General features: G+C 40.7%; 20 protein-coding genes. 6 read left to right on the top strand and 14 right to left on the bottom strand.

Annotated features, from left to right (window positions below; translation table 11 throughout):
* The first annotated feature begins 88 nt into the window (after positions 1 to 88).
* Positions 89 to 799, top strand: coding sequence for a hypothetical protein (locus QMA00_RS08695; RefSeq protein ID WP_076922666.1), 711 nt, complete (start codon positions 89 to 91; stop codon positions 797 to 799).
* A gap of 33 nt (positions 800 to 832) precedes the next feature.
* Here the strand turns inward: QMA00_RS08695 and QMA00_RS08690 are convergent, their stop codons facing one another.
* Positions 833 to 2,821 (bottom strand): ATP-binding protein, encoded by a 1,989-nt coding sequence (locus QMA00_RS08690; RefSeq protein ID WP_139336477.1) that lies wholly within the window; start codon positions 2,819 to 2,821, stop codon positions 833 to 835.
* Positions 2,822 to 3,281: 460 nt separating this feature from the next.
* Between QMA00_RS08690 and QMA00_RS08685 the strand changes: the two genes are divergently transcribed.
* Positions 3,282 to 4,553, top strand: a complete 1,272-nt coding sequence (locus tag QMA00_RS08685) for an aromatic amino acid transport family protein (RefSeq protein ID WP_076922668.1) — start codon at positions 3,282 to 3,284, stop codon at positions 4,551 to 4,553.
* A 100-nt stretch (positions 4,554 to 4,653) separates the two neighbouring features.
* Here QMA00_RS08685 and speD read toward each other — a convergent pair whose 3' ends face one another.
* The 8 genes from speD to QMA00_RS08645 form a co-directional block, all read right to left on the bottom strand.
* A complete protein-coding gene (gene speD, locus QMA00_RS08680; protein ID WP_010392088.1) occupies positions 4,654 to 5,466 on the bottom strand; it encodes an adenosylmethionine decarboxylase in 813 nt (270 codons plus the stop codon).
* Positions 5,467 to 5,553: 87 nt separating this feature from the next.
* Positions 5,554 to 5,967 (bottom strand): OsmC family protein, encoded by a 414-nt coding sequence (locus tag QMA00_RS08675; RefSeq protein WP_076922669.1) that lies wholly within the window; start codon positions 5,965 to 5,967, stop codon positions 5,554 to 5,556.
* 95 nt (positions 5,968 to 6,062) lie between these two features.
* Complete coding sequence (locus tag QMA00_RS08670; protein WP_036980984.1) at positions 6,063 to 6,401, bottom strand: DUF3802 family protein; 339 nt, start codon at positions 6,399 to 6,401, stop codon at positions 6,063 to 6,065.
* Between the two features lie 136 nt (positions 6,402 to 6,537).
* Positions 6,538 to 8,007, bottom strand: coding sequence for a succinylglutamate-semialdehyde dehydrogenase (astD, locus tag QMA00_RS08665; RefSeq protein WP_076922670.1), 1,470 nt, complete (start codon positions 8,005 to 8,007; stop codon positions 6,538 to 6,540).
* 15 nt (positions 8,008 to 8,022) lie between these two features.
* Positions 8,023 to 9,039 carry an arginine N-succinyltransferase gene (gene astA, locus QMA00_RS08660; protein WP_076922671.1) on the bottom strand — a complete coding sequence of 339 codons (1,017 nt, stop codon included), beginning with the start codon at positions 9,037 to 9,039 and terminating at the stop codon, positions 8,023 to 8,025.
* Positions 9,040 to 9,123: 84 nt separating this feature from the next.
* Positions 9,124 to 10,329, bottom strand: a complete 1,206-nt coding sequence (locus QMA00_RS08655) for an aspartate aminotransferase family protein (protein ID WP_013463826.1) — start codon at positions 10,327 to 10,329, stop codon at positions 9,124 to 9,126.
* Positions 10,330 to 10,698: 369 nt separating this feature from the next.
* Positions 10,699 to 11,859 (bottom strand): HDOD domain-containing protein, encoded by a 1,161-nt coding sequence (locus QMA00_RS08650; RefSeq protein WP_076922672.1) that lies wholly within the window; start codon positions 11,857 to 11,859, stop codon positions 10,699 to 10,701.
* Between the two features lie 45 nt (positions 11,860 to 11,904).
* Complete coding sequence (locus QMA00_RS08645) at positions 11,905 to 12,486, bottom strand: aminodeoxychorismate/anthranilate synthase component II (protein ID WP_036980977.1); 582 nt, start codon at positions 12,484 to 12,486, stop codon at positions 11,905 to 11,907.
* 231 nt (positions 12,487 to 12,717) lie between these two features.
* Between QMA00_RS08645 and QMA00_RS08640 the strand changes: the two genes are divergently transcribed.
* The 3 genes from QMA00_RS08640 (at position 12,718) to glpD (ending at position 16,142) form a co-directional block, all read left to right on the top strand.
* Positions 12,718 to 12,960, top strand: a complete 243-nt coding sequence (locus QMA00_RS08640; protein ID WP_013463823.1) for a YdcH family protein — start codon at positions 12,718 to 12,720, stop codon at positions 12,958 to 12,960.
* A gap of 168 nt (positions 12,961 to 13,128) precedes the next feature.
* Positions 13,129 to 14,634: a glycerol kinase GlpK gene (gene glpK / locus QMA00_RS08635; RefSeq protein WP_076922673.1), complete on the top strand. Its 1,506-nt coding sequence runs from the start codon at positions 13,129 to 13,131 to the stop codon at positions 14,632 to 14,634.
* 5 nt (positions 14,635 to 14,639) lie between these two features.
* Positions 14,640 to 16,142: a glycerol-3-phosphate dehydrogenase gene (glpD, locus tag QMA00_RS08630; protein WP_076922674.1), complete on the top strand. Its 1,503-nt coding sequence runs from the start codon at positions 14,640 to 14,642 to the stop codon at positions 16,140 to 16,142.
* A gap of 7 nt (positions 16,143 to 16,149) precedes the next feature.
* Here glpD and QMA00_RS08625 read toward each other — a convergent pair whose 3' ends face one another.
* On the bottom strand, positions 16,150 to 16,548 hold the full coding sequence (locus tag QMA00_RS08625; protein WP_076922688.1) for a thioesterase family protein: 399 nt from the start codon (positions 16,546 to 16,548) through the stop codon (positions 16,150 to 16,152).
* Positions 16,549 to 16,579: 31 nt separating this feature from the next.
* Here QMA00_RS08625 and QMA00_RS08620 point away from each other — a divergent pair, with 31 nt between their 5' ends.
* Entirely contained in the window at positions 16,580 to 17,284 is a 705-nt protein-coding gene (locus QMA00_RS08620; RefSeq protein ID WP_036980972.1) for a 2OG-Fe(II) oxygenase, read from the top strand.
* Between the two features lie 68 nt (positions 17,285 to 17,352).
* On the opposite strand, the gene QMA00_RS08615 is transcribed toward QMA00_RS08620, so the two are convergent.
* From QMA00_RS08615 to QMA00_RS08600, 4 genes are all read right to left on the bottom strand, one after another.
* Positions 17,353 to 18,588 (bottom strand): cysteine desulfurase-like protein, encoded by a 1,236-nt coding sequence (locus QMA00_RS08615; RefSeq protein WP_069440234.1) that lies wholly within the window; start codon positions 18,586 to 18,588, stop codon positions 17,353 to 17,355.
* Between the two features lie 10 nt (positions 18,589 to 18,598).
* On the bottom strand, positions 18,599 to 19,231 hold the full coding sequence (locus QMA00_RS08610) for a 2OG-Fe dioxygenase family protein (RefSeq protein WP_036980968.1): 633 nt from the start codon (positions 19,229 to 19,231) through the stop codon (positions 18,599 to 18,601).
* Positions 19,232 to 19,433: 202 nt separating this feature from the next.
* Positions 19,434 to 22,031, bottom strand: a complete 2,598-nt coding sequence (gene acnB, locus QMA00_RS08605; protein WP_076922675.1) for a bifunctional aconitate hydratase 2/2-methylisocitrate dehydratase — start codon at positions 22,029 to 22,031, stop codon at positions 19,434 to 19,436.
* A gap of 255 nt (positions 22,032 to 22,286) precedes the next feature.
* Entirely contained in the window at positions 22,287 to 23,345 is a 1,059-nt protein-coding gene (locus tag QMA00_RS08600; RefSeq protein ID WP_069440232.1) for an OmpA family protein, read from the bottom strand.
* Positions 23,346 to 23,473 lie beyond the last annotated feature (128 nt).

Genomic DNA, 23,473 nt, shown 5'->3' with positions numbered 1-23,473 from the left:
AAGTATAATCAACATAGTAATCAATACCCATTGTTTATAGTGATTTATGTTGATAAGGTCTGAGAAACAACAAAACAAGGATGTGAATATGCGTCATAACTATACAGCAATACTCTTCGTTTTAATTACTCTATCTGGCTGTTCATCTAAACAGCCTTCAAGAATTATAAACGATGTTACTACAATTAATATCCCTGAACTTAATAAGATCTCGAGAGCCGAAATTGGTGATACTTTGCTCGAAAAAAGTATTGCTTATACTTACGAAGGCTTAGAGCTATTCACTACTATAAGTGACGGTGGCTCTTCTCGTGAATATGTGATGACGCCTCATAAACTCCCATTTATTAAAATCGATAACAAGGGGCAAAAATATTATCAAGCATCAGCCAATAACTATTATGTAAACGATATAACTTTTGGCCGGAGAATACCATTATATAGTGAATATTTAATATTAAAGCCAGATGGCTCTTTAGACTTAACAGGTTACTACGATCTTAGTACAGCAGATCCAGTTGCAACACCAGATCCAAAGTTTAAAGTTGGTAAGCTTGTTAACATCTCACAACCAAGTTTCAAACAAGAGCTGATCTATAATGGTAAATCTAAAGATACAGTAAAATTTATGTATCGTGAGTTTTCTAAAGACTTTGCTCGCCCTAGCTTTTCTCAAGAAGTTAATTATGACCTGACTGAGAGTAATGTGATTGGCTTTAAAGGGGCACGCATCGAAATATTAAACGCGACTAATACGAAAATTGAATATAAAGCTCTTAAATCTTTCCCAAATAAATAACCTACAAATCATACAATGCGGTAATTTTTGAAGTTACCGCATTGGCTTAGGGCATAACAAGGCGTTACTTTCAAACAAGCTATACTGTGCTTCATGTATATAATTATTTAACTTCTCCTTATTTTCACCGTTTCTTAGAGCCTTCATAACATCTTGATCTTTTAACTCATTAGAAGGTACTTTTTCTAACAATATTCGCCTTAAATAATCAACATCAGAATGTGTGCAACCAACGGATTGTTCGTGATCTTTACTTGGGTCGAGCTTTAATTTTCCTTCGCTATCTTTTTTAACATCAAGCATGACTTGCAGATAACTATAAATAAACTCAGATTTTATAATGTTACTTTGCGAACTTCCTGAGTCCTCTTTACTTAGCTGAGCTATTTCACGTAATACATTGTCTAAATCATCTTCGTTACTTTTGATTTTAGATTCTAGATAAGAATCAGCTTTACGGTATTGTTCAAAGTAAGTGGGGCTAGTTTCTCGAAGTGCAATAACCATAAGTAAAGAATAGAAATTAACCTCTCCCATTAATTTTTCAGATTGCCACACTTGATTAACTCGTCGTAGTATTTTCTTAAGCTGGCGAAGTGAATCTATAATTACATTAATTTGATCTAATTTATTAGTTTCATGAGTGGGGCAATATCTATAGAGAATAATTTTACTATACTTGTTTTTGGCCTCATCAATACTAGCTCTAGTAAAGCTAGCTAGCGTTTTTCTAAAATCTATTTTTGCAATATCTTCCCTATAATCTGTCGCTTTTGAGATCACTTCAAAATCCTCTGGTTTGTCATTACCCATTGCGACGATAAAGTTGATATTACTTAAATCTTTATTCCTTAACCTATCCAGTAATGCAGCTATATCATTTAGGCGCTTTTCGTTTTCATCACCCGCAACAGGACGGTCAACGTCTTGTAGGGTGATCAATAATTTGTGGTTGGTAACTTCAAGAACATCATTAAGTTTTTGAAAGCTTTGCTCAATATCAACGGGGCCTGCAAGTAGTGTGGATGCAAATTGAAATAGACCGCCGCCTGATTTTAGGGCTTCGGTATAATGTTTTGGTAATGCACGAAAGGCGCACATATCTAAGTGCTGGCTGATATCATCGATAATATGGCTAAGTATAACATGAGCAACACTGCCGCTTGCTGCGCCCCAGGTTGATATATCGCTGTGTATCCAAGTAATCTTGTTTTGTTGTGCTACTTTTAGCTTCTCTTTACCTGATAATTCAGCTTCTACCTTTTTAGATTTTTTGAGCTCATTTACTATTGCTGAGACAATGCTACTTTTACCACATCCAAATGGACCACACAGTGCAATATGCTGCGCCATATATTTTTCATATTTATCACCACCATTGCGCAGTCGCTCAGTAATACGATTAGCGTAAACCTGCAAATCAGGCTCTAATTTCTCTGTTTGTTTAATAATGGAATCGTCTTGAAACCATTTTCGAAACTCTTTTAAGCTCTCAAGCGTTAATTCAGGTTCTTCTTTTGATTCGACTATCAACTCTGCGCTAGATACTTTTAGCTGCTCACATAGCAAATATACCGACATGGCCAAATAAGCAACGGCTATACAAAAGAACACCCAGAATGCTTGCTCTGTTTCAACTAAGCATATTGCAGAAAATAAATAAAATGCTGATACCGCGCACAGTGCAACTGAAAATATCGGTTTTTCTGTATACAGTTTAGTTTGATAGATAATAGTCGCTGCAGCAGCTAAAAAACTCAGTGACAGAAACTTAAAACTTACAAATGCATGAGCAGTTAATTGAGCTAAAATTTCATTGGAATAAGTCACATACACATAACTAACAATGAAAAATAATCCAAACAATACACTCATTGTCACGGGCGGATATCGCCAGTTAAATCCAATACTGCGTTTAGCGTGAGAAATGTAGAACTTATCCAGCAACAGTTTTATGCCAATACCGGCTAAAAATGCGAAACTATAATGTAGTACAGGGTTGGTATATAAAATACTACTCAAATTGATGTAGGCTGTTTGTACAAAAGCGACTTTGCTTAAAAATATAACGAGAGTGGTAGCCGTTATTGCACACAATAAAAGTGATAGCCAACGCTGGAATGGAATAAGAAGAGACTGCGACAATTTAATATCCTTATCAATAAAGTAACCTCATTAGTGTACAGTAAACACCCAAAAGCCAACACTCTATAGGAGGAAATAATAAACACGGTGCTGAAACGAGTAAAAAGCATTTATGAGTATGTCCCGCCTTTCACACCAACCGTGATGATTAATCACTCATTTCGCGGCATATTCCTACACTAATTGCGCAGCTTTTAAACGCTGTTTCGTATTCGTGACAGTCAGTAACTAATACGCTACAACAAATTTATATCCAAGACATAAAAACACATGAAATGAGTGCCTAAAAACTATATTCTTCGGCGCAATTATTATTATAAATAATGGATACACACACATGACAACATCTCAAGGTGCAACGCTTTCAAATGCATCATCACAAGACACACACACGTCAAAATCAAAATGGAACCTGCATGATACGCAGTGGACACTGAGCCTTTTTGGTACCGCAGTGGGTGCTGGTATTTTATTTTTACCAATTAATATTGGTATTGGTGGTTTTTGGCCGCTAATTATTTTGGCGTGTTTAGCCTTTCCTATGACCTTTTTAGCGCACCGTGGTTTGGCGCGTTTTGTATTATCATCAAAAAATAAAGAGGCTGATTTTACCGATGTGGTAGAAGAACACTTTGGCGTAAACGCGGGCCGACTGATCTCCTTGTTATACTTTTTATCAATTTTTCCTATTTTGCTCATTTACGGTGTGGGTTTAACCAATACGGTAGACAGCTTTATGGTCAATCAATTAGGAATGGAGTCGCCGTCACGCGTTGTGCTTTCAGGTGTACTTGTTGCTGTTATGATTGGCTTAATGATGGGCGGTGAACGCTTAATGCTACGCGCCTTTGCTATTTTAGTGTACCCGCTAGTAGGTATTTTATTCTTTTTATCTCTGTATTTAATCCCAAGCTGGCAAATGCCCGATACAACTATGCCTGGGCTAGGTAGCTTTAGTAAAACACTTTGGTTATCGATTCCTATTATTGTGTTTTCATTTAGCCATGCAGCGGCTATTTCAAGCTTTGTTAATAAACAACGCAGCCACTATGGTGACCTAGCAACCTCTAAGTCAGAGGCGATTTTAAAGCGCACTAGCTTATTATTGATTACCTTTGTTTTGTTATTTGTTTTCTCATGCGTGTTATCGCTTACCGGTGAACAAATGGCTGAAGCAAAAGCGGCAAACGTCTCTGTTTTATCTTACTTGGCTAATATTACAGAAAACTCATTCATTGCAACGCTGGGACCTTTGGTTGCCTTTATTGCGATTATGTCGTCGTTTTTAGGTCACTTTTTAGGGGCACGCGAAAGCTTTACTGGGTTAGTGACTAAACACTCAAGCATGAGGCCTAAAGTGGCTGACAAAGTGGGTGCGGTACTGATGTTTTTCGCTATTTGGTTCTGCGCGGTTAAAAACCCAAGCATACTAGATATGATGGATCAGTTATCGGGCCCAATCATTGCGATGATTTTATTCATTATGCCAATGATTGCAGTTTACAAAGTGCCTAGCTTACAAAAGTACCGTAATCGTTTAAGTACCTTATTTGTACTGGCTGTCGGTTCATTAGCAGTGTGTGCGTTACTGTACAGCATGCTTAGCTAAGTAAGTATTTATTACAAAAGCCCAGCTCATTTACTTGAGCTTTCTCAGACATACAAAAATGGCGCTCAATGAGCGCCATTTTTATTTAATGCAATTGGTATTATTCTGTATCTGGCAGGTTACGGCCATAGAATATTTCTTGCATTTCACGTGTTAGTTTTGAGCGAATCTCTTCTTCTTCGTCATCTGACAAATCATCAGTAGATAAACCAAATAAATACGTATTTAAGTCGGTTTCTTTTAACATCATTTTGGTATGGAACAGGTTTTCTTGATACACGTTCACGTCCATCATTTGGTACGCTTCTTTGGTATCTTCTGTCATGAAGTTTTGAATCGAGTTAATTGCATGGTCAATGTAGTGTTTAACACCGTTTACGTCGCGGGTAAAACCACGTACGCGGTAGTCAATTGTAACCACATCTGACTCAAGGCTATGAATTAAGAAGTTTAACGCTTTAAGTGGCGAAATAATGCCACAGGTAGATACTTCAATATCAGCACGGAATGTACAAATACCATCATCAGGGTGCGCTTCTGGGTAGGTATGTACACAAATGTGGCTTTTATCTAGGTGCGCAACAACTGAATCTGGTAATGGGCCTGGCGCTTCGTCAGCATCGTAATTTTGCTGCTCTTCTACCGGCTCTTCTGAAACTAAAATAGTGACACTGGCACCTTGTGGCTCATAATCTTGACGTGCAACATTTAAAATATTGGCACCAATAATATCAACCACATCACCTAAAATGTCGGTTAGTCTATCTGCACTATACTGCTCATCGATATATTCTATATATTCTTTACGTTGTTGCTCTGTTTTTGCATAGCAAATATCGTAAATACTAAAGCTTAGGCTTTTAGTTAAATTATTAAAGCCATGAAGTTTAAGTTTATCGAAGGGTTTGTTCATATAAACCAACCTATAAATTAGTGAAATCTGCACCTGCAGAATGAAAAGTTCGCGGATTTTATACGAATTTTACTCACGGAAAAAGCGTTATTTTTCCTGATCTTCAACAACTTCATGGCTGTGGGTAATTTCTACTGTTTTATCAAGCATTAATGCAACTGAACAATACTTTTCGGCAGAAAGCGAAACCGCTCTTTCTAGGTGCTTTTCAGACACATTATTACCGGTTACAACAAAGTGTAAATTAATTTTGGTGAACACGCGCGGGGCTGTTTCTGCTCGTTCAGCGGTTAACTGCACATCTACTGATGAGAACTCTTGCTTAGTTTTTTTTAAAATACTCACCACATCAACCGATGAACAACCACCAACCGACATCAATACCATTTCCATTGGGCTAGGTGCTGCTCCGTCACTGCCCGCATCAAACACGACATTATGATTGCTATTAGAGCGACCGATGTAAGTATTACCTTCAACCCATTTTACATTTGCTTGCATTGTTTTATCTCAATAATTTATATTCATTACACGCAGACACTCGCACGCATTTAAAATTAAATAGCGAATAAAGCGTGGTTTTAAAGGGGGAAATATTAACTAATAGCGTTATCAAATAAGTTTTTGACTAGCCCTGCAAACTCATCAATAAAAGCATGCTGTTCAACTGTGGCGGTGTGAGAAGTCACACTGCTGAGTACTTCTTGTAAGTCGTAAACAATGCCATCAACTTCGCGTACAATTTGACTACGCTGCTCTGTAGATAGATCGGGGTGTTGTTGACAAATGCGTATGACATTTTCGGCAATTACATCTTCGATTAACTCAATAACCGTTGGTGCACCTGGCTTTATTTCACCTGGTTTTTCAAACAACGCTAAGTTCTGAGTTAGGTACATTATTAAGTCATCGTACCCTTGCCTGTTTAAAACCATTGTCTACTTACCTTGAAAATACTGGTTGCTTAATTTAAGCAGAAAGCACTGATAATTGCTAGCTTTGTGAGATTGCAGTACTAAAAAAGCAGCCGAAGCTGCTTTTTTAGTGATTTATTACTAGTTTAAAAATCGATTAATCGATTTTTAAACCTGGGCTTAATGTTGCTGGCATGGTTACTTTTTCAAGCTCCACAGACGCAACAGGGTATGCACAGTAGTCAGCGGCATAATAAGCGCTTGCTCTGTGGTTACCTGAGGCACCAATACCGCCAAACGGCGCTGCACTTGATGCACCGGTAATTGGACGGTTCCAGTTAACAATACCTGCACGGATACGACGTAAGAAATGATCGTAATCGGCTTGGTTATCACTGAGTAGGCCTGCTGATAAACCAAAGCTCGTGTCGTTTGCTTTATCAATTGCTTGGTCAAAGTCATCAAAACGGAATACTTTTAGAAGCGGACCAAAATGCTCTTCATCTGGGAAGTCATTGATATTTGTACACTCAATGATACCCGGTGTAACAAAACCAGTGTTTGCTGTGTGCTTAAGTTCAACTAGCACTTCGCCACCCATGGCCTTTAATTCATCTTGTGCTTTAACCATTCCAGCGGCAGCGGCCGTTGAAATCATAGAGCCCATAAATGGTTGGTCAGCATCGTCATAGTTACCAACTTTGATTGCTTTAGTCGCTGTAATTAGGCGAGCTAAAATTTCATCGCCTTTAGCACCTGTTGGTAAAAACAATTTACGCGCACAGGTACAACGTTGGCCGCTTGAGATAAACGCAGACTGCACAATATCGTGCACAACAGCAAGCGTATCTTCTGCATCTTTAACGATCAGCGGATTATTACCACCCATTTCAAGCGCTAAAATCTTACCTGGTTGACCTGCGAACTGCTCATGTAAAATATGACCCGTACGTGAAGACCCAGTAAAGAATAAACCATCAATGCCTTTGTGTGATGCCAATGCTTTACCTGTTTCAACTTCACCTTGTACAAGGTTAATAACCCCTGCTGGTAAACCGGCTTTTTCCCATAGTTTAAGGGTTAGCTCAGCCACCATAGGTGTTAGTTCAGACGGTTTAAATACCACGGTATTACCAGCTAAAAGTGCAGGTACAATGTGGCCATTTGGTAAATGCCCAGGGAAGTTATAAGGACCAAATACAGCAACAACACCGTGTGGCTTATGGCGGATCATCGCACGGCCTTGCGGCATCGCGTTTTCAACGTCGCCGGTACGCTCTAAAAATGCTTTTTCAGCAATGGCAATTTTTCCGACCATGGCACCCGCTTCAGTACGCGTTTCCCAAAGTGGCTTACCTGTTTCTTGAGCTATTGCCACAGCCAACTCTTCGCTATGCTCTTTTAACGTTGCAGCAAAGGTTTTTACAATTTCTAAGCGCTGCGCAAAGCTTTTATCAGCCCAGCTATAAAATGCTTCACGCGCAGAGGCTACCGCGCTATCTACTTGCTCAGCGCTTGCAGCTGATGCCTGCCAAATAACATCGTTATTTGCAGGGTTAACTGAGTTAAATTCTGTGCCTTGGCCTGGTGACCATTGACCATTAATAAATTGTGCAGGATGAGTCATATACTTTCTCCTAAATTAAACTGGGGTAGCAGTAACAAAATCGCCCGATTTCAAATGTAATGCATCAGCAAGTTGCTGTGTTAATACCAGGCTGTTTGAGCGCTCGTCAAATACCATTGGCGCTACTGTTGCTCTAAAGTCTTCAAGTTTGTCATTGGCTAACAACACCATGGTATCGCCTGTCATTTCGCCAATTTCAACGCTAAAGTTTTGTGCATTGCGAATTGTCGCAATGTTATCTACTTTTGCTTCAACGGTTGGACCCGCATCAAAAATGTCAACGTAACCATTAAAAGTAAAACCTTCACTTTTTAATAGTTGAATTGCAGGGCGCGTATTGTCATGCACTTGACCTATAACCGCTTGCGCGTCTTTACTCAATAAGTTGACGTAAATTGGGTATTTAGGCATAAGCTCAGCAATAAATACTTTTTGCCCTATTCCCGTCAGATAATCTGCGGTTGGAAAATCCATTGAGAAAAAGTGCTCTTCAAGCCACTGCCAAAACGGGCTACTACCGTTTTCGTCAGATACACCGCGCATTTCTGCAATAACGGTTTGTGCAAAGCGTTGTTGATGCTGTTTTATAAACATAAAACGCGCTTTTGAAAGCAGCTTACCGTTATAATTTTTACGATAGCCGTCTTTTAAAAACAGTGTGCACAGCTCTGTCGCCCCAGTGTAGTCATTACAAAGGGTGAGAATATCTACCGCTTTATACACATCTAGCGTGCGCGAAGAGTGAATCACTTTACTCAAATGATAATGATAAAATGCGTCATCTAAGCCAACTGCGGCTTCAATACCTGAAGTACCGACTACTTCACCAGTTTCAGTATCTTCAAGAACAAATAAGTAACCCTCATCACCTGGTTGTGATGTTGTTTTTGTAAATGAGTTAACTGAATGCGCTATCTTCTTTTGTAATAACTCTTCATTATTAGGCAAAGAAGTAAAGCCATGTCCCGACTCGTCGGCGATGGTTACTAAAGCTGCATAATCACTTTTTTGGATTGGGCGAAGGATCATCATGAATCCGCTTACTCCCTTATATATAACGGTAAATAGGAACTGCAGGGCAAACTACGTTTGCCCCTAAAGCAGTTGAATTAGCAATTACGCATTTACAACGTGGGCTACTGCTTTTTCAAAGCGTGCCATACCTTCGCGAATATCCGCTTCAGGTATGACTAAAGATGGAGTGAAACGAACCACATCAGCACCAGCAACCAATGACATTAAGCCATGCTCAGTACCGGCAACTAAAAACTCTTTTGCACGGCCTTTGTATTGCTCGTTTACCACAGCACCAATTAATAAACCTTGGCCACGAATTTCACTAAATACGTTGTACTTATCGTTAATGGCATTTAATAGCTCAGTAAATAACGCCGACTTTGCTTTAACGCCCGCTAAAACTTCTGGGTTATTTACAGTATCAAATGCGGCTTCTGCAACTGCACACGCTAATGGGTTACCGCCGTAAGTAGAACCATGAGTACCTACTTTGAGGTGCTGTGCAATTTCAGTGGTTGTTAGCATAGCGCCAATTGGGAAACCGCCACCGAGAGCTTTTGCTGAAGTTAAAATATCAGGCACTACGTTTAAACCTTGGTATGCATATAGCTCACCTGTACGGCCAACACCTGATTGCACTTCATCAAAAATTAGCAATGCATTGTGCTTAGTACATAAATCACGAACGCCTTGAGCAAATTCGTCAGTTGGCGAAATGATACCGCCTTCGCCTTGAATTGGCTCCATCATTACCGCACAGGTGTTATCGCTAATCAACGCTTCAAATGCGGCAAGGTCATTGTAGTCACAATGAACAATGTCGCCTGGCTTAGGACCAAAACCGTCAGAGTAAGCCGCTTGACCGCCTACAGTAACCGTGAAGAAGGTACGACCATGGAAACCTTTATTAAAGGCGATAATTTGCGACTTTTCCGCGCCAAATTTATCAAGCGCAAAACGACGCGCTAATTTAAGTGCCGCTTCGTTTGCTTCTGCGCCTGAGTTTGCAAAGTAAACTTTTTCTGCAAAAGTCGCATCAACCATTTTCTTAGCTAAGCGAAGCGCTGGCTCATTGGTCATTACATTAGATAAATGCCAAATTTTTTCGCCCTGCTCTTTTAATGCACCTACTAATGCAGGATGGCAATGGCCAAGACAGTTAACGGCAATACCACCAGCAAAGTCGATAAACTCTCGTCCTTGTTGATCCCATACACGAGAGCCTTCGCCTCGAACTGGAATTACGCTTGAAGGTGCGTAGTTAGGAACCATTACGTGATCAAATAATTCGCGATTGACTGTCATTTTATTTCCTCTTAATTGTGTGCATCACAAAGCAGTAGAATAGGGATGTGATTATTGTTAATAACCAAATAGGTGGGCAAAATTAATACGATTATATTTGCCTGAAACTACGTTGTGGTTCAATTTTCAGGCGCTCATTATTTCAGAAATTTGGAGTTATGTCTCTTCAAAAACTTTCATGTACCCCTTTAAAATAAAGGGCTTAAGATATTATTTCATAGATAGTGAATAACTATTTGGCAGCTAAAAATAACGCATGCTTACCTTAGTAAGCGCCTCTACAACGAAAAAGGCATGGCGCTTATAAACCAACAGCACATGAAGAAGTAGAATTAAAGTGAATGAATAGTCGCAAAAAAATTAACAGATTTAATCGATTTGGAGTGCCAAATTAGTAAAATTACCCGTTTGTAAGGTATCTAACTCTTTTTTAGTGAACTGATAATAGCTAAACCAGCTTTGTAATTCATCGTCTTCAATAAGCTGGTGCTCTTTTAAATTTAAGTATTGAGAGTAACAACGCGCTTTTAAAATTACTTGCGCTAATGGCAATAAACTATCGCCCTTTGCTACTCCATTCACTAACTGCTGCATAACACTGTCAAGCGGCAAATATTTAAATGACATGTTCTCAATCACCTTAGCGCTAACAAGCAGTGATTTTTCATTCAGCAGTGTTGTTAAAAATAACGGATCTGGTTTTAGCTCTAATAGCGCGGTGTGTAAGTTTTTATCACCTTCTTCACGAGCACGCAGTACTTTGCGCTGCCATACCTGATCAAACACTTTTAGGTATAAGCGCACTAAAGCAATTTGCCCTACATTAAGTAACATGCCCAATGTAAACGCATGCATTGGGTTTACCCCGTTAAGCTGGGCAAGCGTTTGCGCTGCAATTGCACACGACATGGTGTTGTCTTTTAACCTGCGCTTTAATAACGTGAAGGGTTCTGTGCTATGTGGCATCCAATGGCGCACTGCAAAAGTAGGCACTACAAGTTGCAGGTTATCTAAGCCCAAATAACGTAATGCCAACGCTGGGGTATCTACTTTGACTGAGGTGCCTTTACTGCGTTGCTTACGATAAAAAGGTAAATTAACTAAGGTAACCAGCTCTCGTCCAAGCCAGTTTAAATCGTTAACTAGCGGCTCTAAACGGCCAACCGAGGCGGCGCGAGTAGCCAGTATATCGAGTATGGCGCACACGTTACCTTCTATGCCAATGGTGTCTTTAATCACAAAATCGATGTCTTCAAGACGTTTAGCAATCACGGTTTCAATAACCGTATGTAATTTTTGACTGGTTTTTGCCTGTAACTTTTGATGTGAAGTACTTTTTTGTTGACGCTTTTGCTGAGCGGCCACTTCAACTTCTAATAAGGTACGATTTTTAACCGGTTTACCATCATTGAGATCTAAGGTATGAATAAAGCCTATTTGCTGGTTGGCAAAACTATGACCCAGTAGCAAATCATGCGCTCGTTGATGTAGCACGTTAACAATACGCTGTTGCTGCAATGTGTCAGTCATAAGCTCTATCTTAGGGGAAAAAGTAAATAGCTTGCAGGTATAAGCCTAGAAGCGTGTTAAAAAGTTATCAAGTAAAGCTAAGCCTTGCTCTGTCAAAATTGCTTCAGGATGAAATTGCACGCCTTCGAGCGCGAGCTCGTTATGTAATAATCCCATAATTTCATCACGCTGCCCAGTGTTGCTTTGAGTCCACGCTGTGACTTCTAGTTCTTTAGGCAATGAGTGTGCTTCAACAATTAAAGAATGGTAGCGGCACACTGTCAGCGGGTTAGGTAAACCTTTAAACATACCTTGATGCTGATGATAAATAGGCGATGTTTTTCCATGCATAACCTGTTTAGCTCGCACTACTTTACCACCTAGCACTTGAGCAATGGTTTGGTGCCCCAAACAAATACCTAATATAGGATAAACTCCTTTAAACTGCTCTACCACAGATAACGACACTCCCGCTTCAGTCGGGTTTTTAGGCCCTGGAGAAATCACAATATGATCTGGGTTTAACTGTTTGATCTCACTCAGCGTTATTTGGTCGTTACGTTTTACCAACACGTCTTGATCTAAGCGCTGAAAATACTGTACCAAGTTATAGGTGAACGAGTCGTAGTTATCGATCATTAAAAGCATGCAATAAAGTACTCAAAGTAATTAGGGCCTGTCGCAGGCATATTCTAACTGAAGCCTTTGCAGGTGTCAGCGTTTTGCAGCCCAACAAACATAAATAGACACACTAACAACCAATAACGGTTGATTTATTTTAGATCAGCCCAAGCTCTGTTGTATGGGGTCACCCCAAGTCACTGATCATTTTTATATAACGTGACGTGCATTATGCAACAGCCATTTAAGGAGTAACCTATGTTAGGCGAAGACCATTCATTAACCAAAGATTTTCCTGATTACACGCAAACTATTGCAAAACTTAATGCAAACGATGAAAACTTTGCAACCAAAGCAAAGCAATATAATGAAATCGATAAAGAAATTCGAGTACTTGAGCTACAAGACTCACCCATAGATGACGAAGCCATGCAGCAGTTAAAACACGACCGAATGGTATTAAAAGATTGGCTACATCAACAATTAACGGATGCTAATTAATTGTTGTTATTTGGCGCCTATTAAATTGTAGGCGCCAGAATTGAGTGTTCACCTCTCTCCCCTACCTTTCGCTCATCTATAATTTTAACCATTATGGTGCAAAAGCATTGCTATTCGTTTAGCTTAAAGACAAGCTGTCTTTATCTAAATTAAACAACACTATTTTTTATGTCTAAATACATACTCTCGATTGACCAAGGAACGACAAGCTCTCGAGCTATTTTATACACTAAAGATGCCGAGGTTTTTGACACGGCTCAACAAACCTTCCCTCAGCATTTTGTAAAAAATGGTTGGGTTGAACACGATCCTGTAGATATTTGGCAAACTGTATTAACCAGCGTCAAAAACCTCTTAGCGCAGCAACAAGTCACTGCCGCCGACATAATTGCCATCGGCATTGCTAATCAGCGAGAAACCACTTTAGTGTGGAATAAAAAAACTGGGCAACCTATTTATAACGCGATTGTATGGCAAGACCGACGCACCAGTGAATATTGCGATAGTTTACGCCATGCTGGGCATACAAAAATGGTGAATGATAAAACCGGTTTAGTACTCGACCCTTATTTTTCTGCAACCAAAGTTCGTTGGATTTTAGATAACGTCAAAGGCGCTAAAGAGCAAGCACAAGCAGGTGAACTAGCATTTGGCACGGTAGATACCTACTTATTGTGGCAATTAACCGACGGTAAAGTGCACAAAACCGATGCCACTAATGCCTCACGAACTTTACTGTTTAACATTCATCAGCAATGCTGGGATGAAGAATTACTGGCTTTATTTGATATTCCACTGGCTATGTTACCTGAGGTGATGGACTCAGCGGCTGATTTTGGGTTAACAAACAGCGAGTTGTTCGGTAGTGAAATTCCTATTTGTGGTATTGCTGGCGATCAGCAAGCGGCTTTAATTGGTCAAGCCTGTTTTGAAGAAGGTATGGCAAAAAGCACCTACGGCACGGGCTGCTTTTTAATGCTTAACACTGGCGATAAAGCACTAAAATCAAGTAATCGTTTATTAACCACTCTTGCATATCGGCTCAACGGCAAACCAACCTATGCGATTGAAGGCAGCATTTTTATGGCTGGTGCCACCATGCAGTGGATAGTAGAAGGCTTAAAGTTATTAGAAAACGCGGGAGAAAGTGAAGCCCTCGTCAAAGATGTTACCTTGGATCATGGGGTATTCTTGGTTCCCTCGTTTACAGGCTTAGGTGCGCCCTATTGGGATGCAAATGCCCGAGGCGCAATTTTGGGCCTAACCCGAGACTCAGGCATTAGTACTATTGTGGCAGCTGCCTTGCAGTCGGTGGGTTATCAAACCAAAGATCTACAAAAAGCCATGGAAGGTGACGGACTCCGCCCTAGTATTCTAAGAGTTGATGGCGGCATGGCAAACAATAATTGGGCAATGGCGTTTTTAGCCAATATTTTAGGCGCAAGCGTTGAGCGCCCCACTCTAACCGAAACCACTTCGTTAGGGGTTGCTTACTTAGCCGGTTTGCAAACTGGGGTGTATGAATCAACTGCGCAGCTTGCCAGCATGTGGAAAAGCGATCGTCGCTTTGAACCAACCATGAGCAGTGAAGAGCGCAACGATTTATACGCAAAGTGGCTACATTGCATTGCACAAGTTAGACTTTCTAATAGCACTGACGGCGAGAGTGAGTAAAATCTATGAGCGCACACGACAACGAATATGACTTACTCATTATTGGCGGCGGTATTAATGGCGCTGGCATTGCTGCCGATGCTAGTGGTCGTGGCTTAAAAGTACTTTTATGTGAGCAGAACGATTTAGCCTCTGCAACCTCCTCTAATAGCAGCAAACTTATTCATGGCGGGCTTCGCTATTTAGAGAATTATCAATTTAGATTGGTAAGAGAGGCATTACGTGAACGTGAAGTGCTATTAAAAAAAGCGCCGCATATTATGTGGCCGCTTTCTTTTAGGCTACCGCACCAAGCACACTTACGTCCTTCTTGGATGATTCGTGTGGGGTTATTTATTTACGATCACCTAGCGAAACGTGACACCTTACCCGCCTCAAAAGCGATTAAATTTGACAGCAATAGTGTACTTAACAACAGTATAACCCATGGCTTTGAATACGCCGATGGGTGGGTTGATGACGCGCGTTTAGTGATTTTAAACGCCCAAGCAGCGCATAATTTAGGCGCCACCATTGCAACACGCACCCGCTGCATTAAAGCAACGCGTAACGCAGATTATTGGGATGTGATTTTAGAGCAACAAGCCAGCAAGCTGCACCTAAATATAAAGGCAAAAAGTGTTGTAAATGCCGCAGGCCCATGGGTCGCGTCATTATTTGAAGATGTATTTACCCAGCCCACACCGCACACTATTCGCCTTGTGAAAGGCAGTCATATTGTAGTGCCCCGACTCCACAATGAGCCAGTTGCCTATATTTTACAAAATGAAGATAACCGCATTGTATTTGTCATTCCTTATGAGCAAGATTACTCACTGATTGGCACCACTGATGAAGAGTACACCGGCGATATTGCTGATGTAAAAATTAGTGAGCAAGAAATACAGTATCTCATCAGTATCACTAACCATTACTTTAAAAACACTATAAGCGCGGCCGATATTGTGCACAGCTTTAGTGGGGTGCGGCCACTATTAGATGACAAATCAACAGATGCTCAAGCCGTCACCCGCGATTACAAGCTGATATTAAACAACGACACCGATCATGCCGCTTTATTAAGTGTGTTTGGTGGTAAAATTACTACCTATCGAAAGCTTGCAGAAAACGCCGTTAATAAGTTAGCGCCTTTTTACCCACAAATGAGTGGCTCATGGACGAAAGATGCCCCTTTACCAGGCGGCGACTTTAGTAACCAAACATACCTTATCGCTCAGTTAGAAAGTAGCTACCCTTGGCTGGCAATCGACACCTTAAAACGTATGGTTCGCAGCTATGGCACGCTTAGTTATCAATTACTGGGGAACAGCCAAGCAATCGGCGATTTAGGTTATCACTTTGGTCATGGTCTGTATGCGCAAGAAGTTGATTACTTAGTAAACCATGAATGGGCAAGAACCAGCGCAGATATACTTTGGCGACGAACAAAGCTTGGGCTGCGCTTTACTGAAAAACAAGTCATTGCCTTGGGGCAATATTTAACTAAACATCCAGCTTGTCATAGTTAAGCTGCGATTAACTAACTGCTACAAGGTGCTGTGTTAATGCGGCTTTTTCATCAGTCGAAAGTGGTTGCTTTGTTTTGCTAGCAAAGTCATAACGTACCATCACCGTTTTACCAATGGCGCAGCACTTATCTTGCTGCCATGCTTCTTGGCGGATCACAAATGAACTATTGCCAATCTGCTCTATGCTGGTGTTAATTGTCACCTCATGGGCATAAAATAGTTCGCCAACAAACGACACTTCAACTTTAGCAATGATTAACTTCCAGTTGTGTGGATTTAGATCTGGCGTAAAAAATTTAAAAATAGGTACTCGGGCCGCTTCAAACCATACGGGGAGTACGGTATTGTTGATGTGTCCGAGTGCATCCGTTTCGCTAAAACGCGGCATCACTTTTTCAGTAAACATAATAATCCAATAATAATTAAACAGGTAACTCATGACGGACTTTATCCGCGTGTATGACAACGCGCTCAGTAATGAATTTTGCGATAACTTTATCACTACCTTTTCTCAAAGCCCGCATATTAAACAAGGGATGACATCGGGCGGTGTTGATCTTAATAAAAAAGATAGCCACGATTTATACTTAAACAATCATCCTGAATACGCAGAACAATTAAAACATATTCAACAAACCACTGCACAGTATGTTTTCAACTACATTGAAGAACATATTTTTATGATGATTGGGGCATTTGGTTTAAAGGTATATCACCCAAAAACAGGACAACCGGTTGATTTAACTCACGCCAACTATGACGAGGTAGGTAAACCACAACTCCCCTTATTGGTGCAGCAAATTTTTAGACTCGGTAATATTCAAGCGCAAAAATACGAAGTAAATAAAGGCGGTTATCCGTATTGGCACAGTGAGGTGTATCCGCAGCTACAGCATAATGAAGCACTGCATCGGGTGTTGTTATTTATGTTTTATTTAAATGATGTTGAAGAAGGCGGAGAAACCGAGTTTTATTATCAAAATCGTAAAATAGCCCCTAAAAAGGGCAGTATGGTGGTTGCCCCAGGCTACTTTACGCATACACATAGAGGCAATAAGCCAGTATCAAACGATAAGTATATTTTAACCTCATGGGTTTTGTTTAATCGAGCAGAGCAAATTTATGGAACGCCAAAAAGCTAAGTAATCAGACAATAAAAAAGCCACAAGTTTTTTACTTATGGCTTTTAAAGTGCTGAATGGGTAAGGCTTTAACCTAGTAACTCATCAAATAAATCAAATAACTTATCTAGCTCAGCTGTTGTGTTGTAATGCATACAGCCAATACGCACTACGCCGCCTTTATCAAGTACGCCTAACTGCTTGCATAAGCCTTGTGCATAAAAATTACCATCCCACACACAAATATGCTGTTTACCTAAAAACTCAGACACCTCACGCGGCTCTAGCCCTTCAAAGGTTAAAGCAAACGTTGGCGTACGCTCATTTAAGCGCTCAAGATCATCAATGCCAAATAGCTTGATACGCGGGTAATTAACTAAACGCGTTAAAAAGTATTCACTCAATGCCATTTCATGTTGTTTTGTTTTAGCAAACGCAACACGTAATTTTTCTCGGCGTGAGTGACTGTCATCAAGTTTGCTAATCGCCGCTATGTAATCAACCGCCGCAATAAAGCCTGCAAGTGCCTCAAAACTTTGCGTGCCGGTTTCCCAACGACCTGGTGCAACATCTTTTGCTGGCTCTACTTTATAAGGTGTAAACCCTTCTAAGTGCTCAGTTTTACCATAAACCATGCCTAAGTGCGGGCCAAAAAACTTATATGCAGAACAAGCTAAAAAGTCGCAACCTAACGCTTGTACATCAATCAGTTCATGTGGCGCATAGTGCACCGCATCAACATACACCAACGCATCCACATTATGAGCAAGCTCTATAATACGTTTAATGTCGTTAATAGATCCCGTGGTGTTTGAGGCATACGTAACGGCAACTAATTTAGTATTACTGTTTAATAGGCTTTCAAAATGCGCCATATCTAAGCTGCAATCAGCCTCGTTAATTAAAGCGGTTTGAACCTTAGCGCCTTTATCTTCTGCGGCTTGCTGCCATGACGACACATTTGAAAAATGATCAGCATTGGTCACAATAATCTCATCACCGGCTTGCCAATCGCGTGAAATAGCACGGCTAAAGCTAAAGGTCAGGCTAGTCATGTTAGGGCCAAACACAATATTTTGTGCACTGGGCGCATTTAACAAATCAGCCGCGGCTTGACGCGCATTCGCCATCAGCTCAACCGTTTTATCACTTGAAAAAAACGCACCGCCTAAGTTTGAGTTGTAGTACCCTAAATAAGCAGTCATTGCATTTAATACAGACTGCGGCACTTGAGAGCCGCCTGGGCCATCTAAAAATATTGGTGACTTACCATCAACGGTTTGCATTAAAGCAGGAAATTGCGCGCGCAATTGCATTAAATTCATTTTATTTCTCTTAAGCAGTTAGTACAAAGCAATCCAGGTAACCTGGTTTGTTAGCATCAATTTTGTTCATTGGCGTGGCGTTATGCCATACCTGACGGTCATTAATTAGTGCAAACATACCGTCTTTAATTTCCATTTTAAAACACGGTTCAGCTTGCTTGTTTTCGTATACTAGCAGTTCGCCGCCCTCAAGGTTTTCGTGTGAAACACCACATACACAAACATGCTCAAACCCATCTTGATGCACACCTTCTGGGGCTGCAGGCGTATCGCTATCAATGGCAAGCATTCTAAATTGATGTATTTCAATATCACGGTCTTCATCAATGCCGGTAAGCTCACAAAACTCACTTACAATGCTTTTCATACCTTGAGACTCAAGTAAGCTCTGCTCTAAGTTTTCATAAGTACGCTCAACATTACCCTGAAAGGTATTAATAGAATCGTCTTGAACAAACGCTTTGGCAGCTTGAAGTTTTAGCTCACCATTTTGAAATTTAATTACCGAGTAACGACGCTTACGAAATTCACCATCTGCATACGGATTTGCAGGTAGGTTATCAAAAGAAGGCTTAACCAAATCAATATTTGCTTGGTTAATAAAACGAAGTTGCAGAAGGTTCTGGTTGTTTAATGTAGTCATAAAATCCTGCTTATAATAATGATAATATTGCCGAGGATTTTAATGCATGTAGAGAGGATTTTTTGCTTTATTAACCATATCAATGACGACCTTTAACGAAAATTAATACAATCATGCAGCAAATGAAGCATTAACTATCTAATATTTTATTTGGACAATAAAAAACCCGCCAAAGCGGGTTTTTTTAAACACACTCTATAAATTATACAGCTTGCTGAATAATTACGTTGTCTGCCTTTTTAGTGTACTGAGGCATACGGTGAAAGTTCAAGTAACGGTAGGTATCTGCTGCCGTTGCATTGATCTTCGCTGCGTATTCTTGGTACTCAGTAGGTGTAGGTAATTTGCCTAAAATTGCTGCTACTGCTGCCAGCTCTGCTGATGCTAAGAATACGTTTGCCCCTGTACCTAAACGGTTAGGGAAGTTACGTGTAGAAGTAGACACAACCGTTGCTTTGTCCGCAACACGTGCTTGGTTACCCATACACAGAGAACACCCTGGCGTTTCAATACGTGCACCAACACGACCAAAAATACCGTAGTAACCTTCGTCTGTAAGTTGGTCTTTATCCATTTTCGTTGGTGGAGCAACCCAAAGCTGTGTTGGGATACGCCCTTTAAAGCCATCGAGTAATTTACCTGCAGCACGGAAGTGACCAATATTAGTCATACAAGAACCGATAAATACTTCATCTATTTTTTCGCCTGTCACATCAGAAAGTAGGCGTGCATCATCAGGATCATTTGGCGCACACAGTACTGGCTCTTTAATCTCAGCAAGGTCGATTTCAAGTACGTGTTTGTACTCTGCGTCTTTATCCGCTTCCATTAGTTCTGGGTTTGCTAACCAGTCTTGCATTGCAGTAACACGACGTTCAATCGTACGTACATCGCCGTAACCTTCAGAAATCATCCACTTAAGCATAACAATATTAGACTCAAGGTATTCGCTGATAGACTCTTTAGAAAGCTTAACAGTACAGCCAGCAGCTGAACGCTCTGCAGATGCATCGGATAGCTCAAACGCTTGCTCAACCGTTAAGTGCTCAACCCCTTCAATTTCTAGTATGCGACCAGAGAATTCGTTGATTTTACCTTTCTTCTCAACCGTTAATAGGCCTTCTTTAATACCGAAGTAAGGGATAGCATGTACAAGGTCACGTAAAGTGATACCCGGTTGCATTTCACCTTTAAAACGAACCAAAATTGATTCAGGCATATCTAGTGGCATTACACCCGTTGCAGCTGCGAACGCTACCGCCCCCGAACCTGCTGGGAATGAAATACCTAATGGGAAACGTGTATGTGAATCACCACCCGTACCTACGGTATCTGGTAATAACATACGGTTTAACCATGAGTGAATTACACCGTCACCAGGGCGAAGCGATACACCGCCACGATTCATAATAAAATCAGGAAGCGTATGGTGCGTGTTTACATCGATTGGCTTAGGGTAAGCGGATGTATGACAAAAAGACTGCATTGTTAAATCTGCAGAGAAACCTAAACAGGCTAAGTCTTTAAGCTCATCACGCGTCATAGGACCTGTTGTATCTTGCGAGCCAACCGTGGTCATTTTAGGTTCACAGTATTGGCCTGGGCGAATACCGGCAACGTTACATGCTTTACCAACCATTTTTTGCGCAAGCGTAAAGCCTTTGTCTGATACTTCAGTCACTGCTGGTACTTTAAATACGTCAGTTGCGCCTAAACCTAATGATGTACGTGCTTTGTCTGTAAGACCACGACCAATGATCAATGGAATACGACCACCAGCACGAACTTCGTCTAAAATTACCTCTGATTTAAGTTCAAATGTAGAGATCACATCATCAGTACCATGACGTTTCACAACACCTTCATAAGGGTAGATGTCGATTTGGTCACCCATGTTGAATTCATCAACATTTAATTCGATTGGTAACGCACCCGAGTCCTCCATTGTGTTGAAGAAAATAGGCGCAATCTTGTTACCTAAACATACACCACCCACGCGCTTGTTTGGTACGAATGGGATATCATCACCCATAAACCAAAGCACAGAGTTTGTTGCAGACTTACGCGAAGAGCCTGTACCAACAACGTCACCTACGTAAGCAAGTGGTAAGCCTTTAGTTTTTAATTCTTCAAGCTGAGTGATTGGACCTACTTCACCGTCTTTGTCAGGGTTAATACCATCACGCTCATTTTTAAGCATGGCTAATGCATGAAGCGGAATATCAGGACGTGACCACGCATCTGGTGCTGGTGATAAATCATCTGTGTTTGTCTCGCCAGTGACTTTAAATACCGTAACAGAGATTTTTTCAGCAACGGCTGGCTTATTGACAAACCATTCTGCAGCAGCCCAAGACTCTATAATTTGCTTGGCGTATGCATTACCTGCTTTTGCTTTTTCTTCTACATCGTAGAACGCATCAAACATTAATAATGTGTTCGAAAGGCCTTTTACTACAATTGGCGCTAACGCTTCGTCATCAAGTAGTTCAACCATTGGTGCAATATTGTAGCCACCGAGCATAGTACCTAGTAACTCAGCTGCTTTTTCTTTAGAAATCAACGGAGAAACAGCTTCACCTTTAGCAACAGCCGCTAAAAAGCCTGCTTTAATGTAGGCTGCATCATCAACACCTGGTGGTACGCGGTTGATCAGTAGTTCTAGGATGAACTCTTCTTCACCTGCCGGTGGCGTTTTAATTAGCTCAATAAGATCAGCCGTCTGCTGAGCATCTAATGGCGCTGGTACGATACCTAACGCGGCACGTTCTTCTACGTGTTTACGATATTCTTGTAGCACAGTATTGCCCTCTTGGTGACGTTAAAGTATTCGGTGGTGTTTACTAAACACACCATAACCCAATACCTATAGTATTCTATCTGCCGATTATAAAGCTTTTGTGCATAGATTAAAATCCATCCAGTTATGCAACTAGTTATACCGATTATTAATAATATGAATAGTTAACAAAGTAAAACCAACTCCCATGAATACCTATTAAGCAGCCATAAAAAAACCCAGCCTAAGCTGGGTTTTTACTCAATAATGAGACTATTAACGTAATACTTTTACACGTTTAATAGATTTTACGTGTGCTTCAACGCGGCGGTTTTCAGCATGCGCTTTTGCCGTATTCGCTTCATTTTTAAGGCGTTCTTCACCTAAACCTACCGTTGTAATGCGATCTTCTGCAATACCATCAGCAATTAGCTTTTTAGCTACTGCATCAGCACGTTTTTTAGATAACCATTTATTGTAAGACGCTTTACCTACTGCAGACGTATGACCTTCAAGAAGCACTGTTGTATCTGGGTACTCTTTTAAGAAAGTCGCTACTTCGTCAATATCATTTAAGTACTGCTGCGAAACTGAAGAATCATTGTTAGGGAATGTTACTAACAAGCTTACTGTTACTTCAGTATCTTCATAAAGTGTACAACCATCGCTACCAACAGCATCTGTCATAGGTGTATTGGCACATTTATCATCTACATCAGGGATGCTGTCTTTATCTGTATCAGCAAGTGCTACCGGCACAGGAACAATTTCTGGCTCTGGTGCAGGCTCAACCGGTGTTACTGGCGCCGATTTTTGACCAAAGAAGTAGTTTATACCTAATTTAGCGCCAACATCTGTGTAGCCTTTATCTAAACCTTGGTAAACACTGGTTTCAGCATTAACAAAAAAGTTGTCTGTAACAAAGTGTCGGTAACCTACACCTGCGTTTAAAAACGTGTTGTCATCAACAACATCAATATCTTTCAGACCAAATAAACCGTAGAAAGGACCGCCACCAAAGTGGTAAAGTGCATCGATACCATAACGTTCGCCGTCAATATCGTTGCGGTTGTTCAATACTTTGTCGTGAGCATTAAAGTCTAGGTCTGCGTACTCTAAACGCGCACTCCAGTAATCATTAAAGCGGTAGCCTAATTCAGCACCCCAGCCTGTTGACTCATTAACGTCAAGGCCAGCTTGCTCACGCATGTTTTTCCACGAAGCATCGTAATAATCGCCGAATGCACCGATGTAAAAGCCTTCTTGCTCGGCTGCGAAAGTAGATGCGCTAGTTGCAGCTAACGCAATAGCCATTGTAAGTGATTTTAATTTCATTGTTTTCTTCCCATTTTAACAACTAAAAATATAGCTAAGCATTGCTAGCTCTTCTAACTTACTTATATAGTAACTGAGTCTTTGTTAATCAATGCTTAACGCAAATATATTTTTTCAATATCTAGGAT

The sequence above is a fragment of the Pseudoalteromonas sp. APC 3694 genome, from assembly GCF_030407565.1.
Taxonomy (GTDB): Bacteria; Pseudomonadota; Gammaproteobacteria; order Enterobacterales; family Alteromonadaceae; genus Pseudoalteromonas; species Pseudoalteromonas tetraodonis.
Note: the sequence above shows the minus strand (reverse complement) of the source record. Positions and strands in the feature narration are given on the sequence as shown.

Excerpts from the sequence above, each read along its gene's own strand:
- QMA00_RS08695 (WP_076922666.1), top strand. The coding sequence starts at position 89 with ATGCGTCATAACTATACAGCAATACTCTTCGTTTTAATTACTCTATCT.
- QMA00_RS08685 (WP_076922668.1), top strand. The coding sequence starts at position 3,282 with ATGACAACATCTCAAGGTGCAACGCTTTCAAATGCATCATCACAAGAC.
- speD (WP_010392088.1), bottom strand. The coding sequence starts at position 5,466 with ATGAACAAACCCTTCGATAAACTTAAACTTCATGGCTTTAATAATTTA.
- QMA00_RS08675 (WP_076922669.1), bottom strand. The coding sequence starts at position 5,967 with ATGCAAGCAAATGTAAAATGGGTTGAAGGTAATACTTACATCGGTCGC.
- QMA00_RS08670 (WP_036980984.1), bottom strand. The coding sequence starts at position 6,401 with ATGGTTTTAAACAGGCAAGGGTACGATGACTTAATAATGTACCTAACT.
- astD (WP_076922670.1), bottom strand. The coding sequence starts at position 8,007 with ATGACTCATCCTGCACAATTTATTAATGGTCAATGGTCACCAGGCCAA.
- astA (WP_076922671.1), bottom strand. The coding sequence starts at position 9,039 with ATGATGATCCTTCGCCCAATCCAAAAAAGTGATTATGCAGCTTTAGTA.
- QMA00_RS08655 (WP_013463826.1), bottom strand. The coding sequence starts at position 10,329 with ATGACAGTCAATCGCGAATTATTTGATCACGTAATGGTTCCTAACTAC.
- QMA00_RS08650 (WP_076922672.1), bottom strand. The coding sequence starts at position 11,859 with ATGACTGACACATTGCAGCAACAGCGTATTGTTAACGTGCTACATCAA.
- QMA00_RS08645 (WP_036980977.1), bottom strand. The coding sequence starts at position 12,486 with ATGCTTTTAATGATCGATAACTACGACTCGTTCACCTATAACTTGGTA.
- QMA00_RS08640 (WP_013463823.1), top strand. The coding sequence starts at position 12,718 with ATGTTAGGCGAAGACCATTCATTAACCAAAGATTTTCCTGATTACACG.
- glpK (WP_076922673.1), top strand. The coding sequence starts at position 13,129 with ATGTCTAAATACATACTCTCGATTGACCAAGGAACGACAAGCTCTCGA.
- glpD (WP_076922674.1), top strand. The coding sequence starts at position 14,640 with ATGAGCGCACACGACAACGAATATGACTTACTCATTATTGGCGGCGGT.
- QMA00_RS08625 (WP_076922688.1), bottom strand. The coding sequence starts at position 16,548 with ATGTTTACTGAAAAAGTGATGCCGCGTTTTAGCGAAACGGATGCACTC.
- QMA00_RS08620 (WP_036980972.1), top strand. The coding sequence starts at position 16,580 with ATGACGGACTTTATCCGCGTGTATGACAACGCGCTCAGTAATGAATTT.
- QMA00_RS08615 (WP_069440234.1), bottom strand. The coding sequence starts at position 18,588 with ATGAATTTAATGCAATTGCGCGCGCAATTTCCTGCTTTAATGCAAACC.
- QMA00_RS08610 (WP_036980968.1), bottom strand. The coding sequence starts at position 19,231 with ATGACTACATTAAACAACCAGAACCTTCTGCAACTTCGTTTTATTAAC.
- QMA00_RS08600 (WP_069440232.1), bottom strand. The coding sequence starts at position 23,345 with ATGAAATTAAAATCACTTACAATGGCTATTGCGTTAGCTGCAACTAGC.